This window comes from uncultured Campylobacter sp., assembly GCF_938030815.1.
Lineage (GTDB): Bacteria > Campylobacterota > Campylobacteria > Campylobacterales > Campylobacteraceae > Campylobacter_B.
In genome coordinates, this window is sequence record NZ_CALHII010000173.1 from 1 (window position 1) to 3762 (window position 3762).

The following is a 3762-nucleotide window of genomic DNA, read 5'->3' on the forward strand; positions in this document are numbered from 1 at the left end:
AGTTTTCGGCTCGTCCGCGATCGTCGCTTTAAAGTCCGCGCAGACGAAATCCTCTGCACTCAAAATGATCTCGCAGTTTTCGTAAGCCGTCTGCGCGATCTTACACGCTTCTTCTTTATTTTTCGCTTTAATTACAACCTTTTTAGCCAAAATTTCGGCAATCTCTACTTCAAATTCTTTCATCAAATCCCCATTTTTACTTTCGCGCTCTCGCTTTCTAAGTCGTATTGTTTAGCGATACTTTCGTAGCTCACAAATTTCACGCTACCGGCAATATCTTTGTATATCGATGCGCTTATCACGCTTTGAAACTGCCTTAACCTGCCCTCATCCGCGACGACAAACATTTTGGCATTAAAATCCTGAAGTTCGTAAAATTTATTGAGAGAATTTTTAAAGTCTGTCGAGTGCTCAACCTCGAAAAACGCGTAGGGTAGATTTCGCTCGTTAAACCAGATCGCATCGACGCTGCGCGCCTTATTTAGTATGCTCGGGTAGGCAAATTCGTAAATCGCCTTTAGCGAAGTAAGATCGTCCAGCTTTTTGCTTGCGACGAAGCTTTTATTTTTATCCTGTGGCGGCACGTAGGTTTGAAATTTGCGCAGGTTGCCGATCTCTATGATAAGGCCTTGAAAATAGGAGTGAGTGAAGCTATTTCGCGGATTCGCGCCACTTTCAAACTCTTTTAAAATTTGCGTCTCAAGCGACTTTAAGCCCCAAAGACCCGGGCGAATCTTAAAAAACTCCGCATTTTCTTGCACGATACGCCGTATAGAAGCAAATGGCGTTCTCGTCGGCCATGAGCTAACGTCGGTCGCAGAATAAAGTTGCGATAGAGTCGCTGCACCGCCAAGCTCTATCATCGCCGCTATCACGAAATCTTTTTGTTTCATCTTTGCTTGTCCGTTTTTGTTGTCGCTAACGCTCGGATAAAATTTAACTTCATATTAAACAAGCCTTCGCTTCGGACGCAGACGAAATTTGCGGGTGGGACGGTTAAAATTTGCGGCGCCTGCTTGGGCGCGTAAAGCTGCTTAAACTCTTTTTTAAAATCAAACATTCTATCCCTTTGCGAAGTAAATTTTATAAAATTTTGCGCTAGAAGCGGAGCTGAAATTTTAAACTGCCTTAAAATTTTACAGCATTACGCGATCGCGCGTATGCGAAATTCTACGAAATTTTACGTTCATCGTAACTACTGCGAGAAATTTTGCCGCAAGCGCGTCAATGTGTCGCTACGCAATAAAATTTCACGCCGCTATAAATATTTTAAAATTCTGCCGAAGCGCGCGGTTAAAGCGGCTAAATTTAAAGCGGCGCTTTGAATTTAAACGAGCGCCAGCTTTAGAACCTCTTCGATCCGATCTACCGGCGTTATTTTCAGATCGTTTTTGACCTCGTCGGGGATCTCCGCCAGGTCGCGTTCGTAGTTTTTGCGCGGGATCAAAACCTCGGCGATTTTGGCTTTGTGCGCGGCGATGAGCTTCTCCTTAAGCCCGCCGATCGGTAGCACCTTGCCGCTTAGCGTGATCTCGCCAGTCATCGCTAGATCGGCGCGTACCTTGCGCTCGCTTAAAATCGACGCGATTGCCGTACTCATCGTGATACCCGCGCTCGGTCCGTCCTTGGGCGTCGCGCCCTCGGGTACGTGGATGTGAAGGTCGAATTTATTATAAATCTGCTCCGAGCTTTCGGAATTCTCCTCTACGCCTAAATTTTGCCTCGCCGCAGGGCTTTTAGATGCGCCGCCATCTGCGCGCAATGCGGAGTTTTTGCCAGTGCGTGAGGCTTTTGCGGCGCCGCTCTCAGCGCCTTGAGCGGCTTTGAGCTTGCCCTCGTCGATCAGCACCTTTACGACGCTAAAGGCGATTTGCGCGGATTCTTTCATCACGTCGCCGAGCTGGCCCGTGATCGTCATCGCGCCCTTGCCTTTGATCTTGACCGCTTCGATCTTGAGCACGTCACCGCCTACCGCAGTCCACGCAAGCCCGTTTACGATACCGATTTGATCGCGCTTTTCAACCTCGTCGATCTCGAAAACCTTTTTATTTAGAAATTCGCTTAAATTTTTCGTCGTTACGACGATCTTTTTAAACTCTTTGTCTTTTAAAATTTTAACCGCGACCTTGCGGAAGATCGCAGCGATCTGGCGGCGTAGGTTTCGCACGCCGCTTTCGCGCGTGTACTCTTCGATGATCTCGGAAAGGGCGGCGGGGTTGATCGCTACGTCGGTTGATTTTAAGCCGTGGCGCTGCAGCTCCTGAGGGATCAGATAGTCCTTAGCGATCTGAAATTTCTCCTGCGGCGTGTATGAGCTAAGCTCGATAAACTCCATCCTATCGCGCAGCGGCGCAGGTATGAGAGATACGTCGTTTGCCGTGGCGATAAAGATGATCTTGCTAAGATCGATGTTGAAATTTAGATAGTAATCCCTAAAGCTCGAGTTCTGCTCCGGGTCTAAAATTTCGAGCAGAACCGCCGTCGGATCACCCTTGTATGAGCTTGAAATTTTATCGATCTCATCAAGCACGATGACGGGGTTCATCTGATTTGCCTCGATGAGACCTTGCACGATGCGACCCGGCATCGCGCCGATGTAGGTGCGGCGGTGTCCGCGCAGCTCGTTTACGTCCTCAAGCCCGCCTAAGGCGATGCGGATGAGCTTACGCTTAAGCGCGGTCGCGATAGAGTTTGCAAGGCTCGTCTTGCCTACGCCGGGAGGACCGTAGAAGCATAAAATCGCGCCGCCGTTTTTGCCGTCCTCTTTACTCTTCTTGCTGCTTGTGCCGCGAAGCTCCAAAAGCTGCTTTAGCGCGAAATACTCCTCAATGCGCGCCTTGGGCTTTTTTAGGGAGTGGTGGTCTTTGTTTAGCTGCGCGGTGACGCCCTCGATGGACATCTTATGCTTGGCAGTCTTTTCAAAAGGCACCTCCAAAACCCAGTCCAGATAGCTCTGCACTAGTCCCGCATCGGCGCTGTCTGGATGAAGGCGGGCAAATTTATCGATCTGCTTTTTGATCTCTTTGTAGGCATCCTCGCCCAAATAGGGCTTTTTGGCTTCCAGCTTTTTGCGGTACTCCTCGATCTCGACGTCGCGATCGGCATCGCCGCCGAGCTCCTTTTGGATCTGCTTGAGCTGTTCTTTTAAAAAATACTCTTTGTTCGTCTTATCGATCTTGGAGTGAACTTTGCTTTTGATCTCCTTTTCAAGCCTCTGCGCTTCGATCTCGTCGGAGATGTAGTTGATGAGGTTGAAAAGGCGCTTTTGCAAGTTACTCTCGGTAAAAAATGAGTAGGCTACCTGCTTTTTTAAGCGCAGTGCGCTTAAAATCAGGTCGCAAACGCGCGCGGCGTCGGTGCCGTCGTCGATGGTTTTTAGCAGATCGTTCGGGAAAAAATGCGTAAGCGTGCTAAGCGTCTTGGTTTTTTCCTTTAGCACGCTTACCAGCGCGTCTAATTTTTGGTCATTGCCGCGCTCGTCATGGATGATATCGACGGTAGCGATTAGCGGATCTTGCGAAATTTCTTTTACGATTTTGCCTTTTAGCGCGCCTTGGAATAAAATTTTAACCCGACCGTCGGGAAGCGGCACGGTTCTCATCACAGAGCCCACGACGCCTGCGTTATAGATACCGCCGAAGCTTCTATCGCCGCTAAATTCCGACTTTGAGCTTACGACCATTATCATAGATTCGTTTTTAGCGGCTAGATCGAGAGCCTTTTTGTTATGCTCGTCGCCGATGAAAAGGGGCGCTATCATAA

General features: G+C 48.8%; 4 protein-coding genes. All 4 read right to left on the reverse strand.

Annotation, left to right across the window (positions count from 1 at the left end):
- Nucleotides 1-183 (reverse strand): DpnD/PcfM family protein (locus tag Q0277_RS06760; RefSeq protein ID WP_297996728.1); only part of this gene is annotated, 183 nt, incomplete at its 3' end.
- A complete protein-coding gene (locus tag Q0277_RS06765) occupies nucleotides 183-893 on the reverse strand; it encodes a hypothetical protein (RefSeq protein WP_297996730.1) in 711 nt (236 codons plus the stop codon). The genes Q0277_RS06760 and Q0277_RS06765, both read right to left, overlap by 1 nt.
- Nucleotides 890-1060 (reverse strand): hypothetical protein, encoded by a 171-nt coding sequence (locus Q0277_RS06770; RefSeq protein WP_297996732.1) that lies wholly within the window; start codon nucleotides 1058-1060, stop codon nucleotides 890-892. The genes Q0277_RS06765 and Q0277_RS06770 overlap by 4 nt, the downstream gene beginning before the upstream one ends.
- A 267-nt stretch (nucleotides 1061-1327) precedes the next feature.
- The coding region (gene lon, locus Q0277_RS06775; protein ID WP_297996734.1) for an endopeptidase La at nucleotides 1328-3762 on the reverse strand (2435 nt) is incomplete at its 5' end.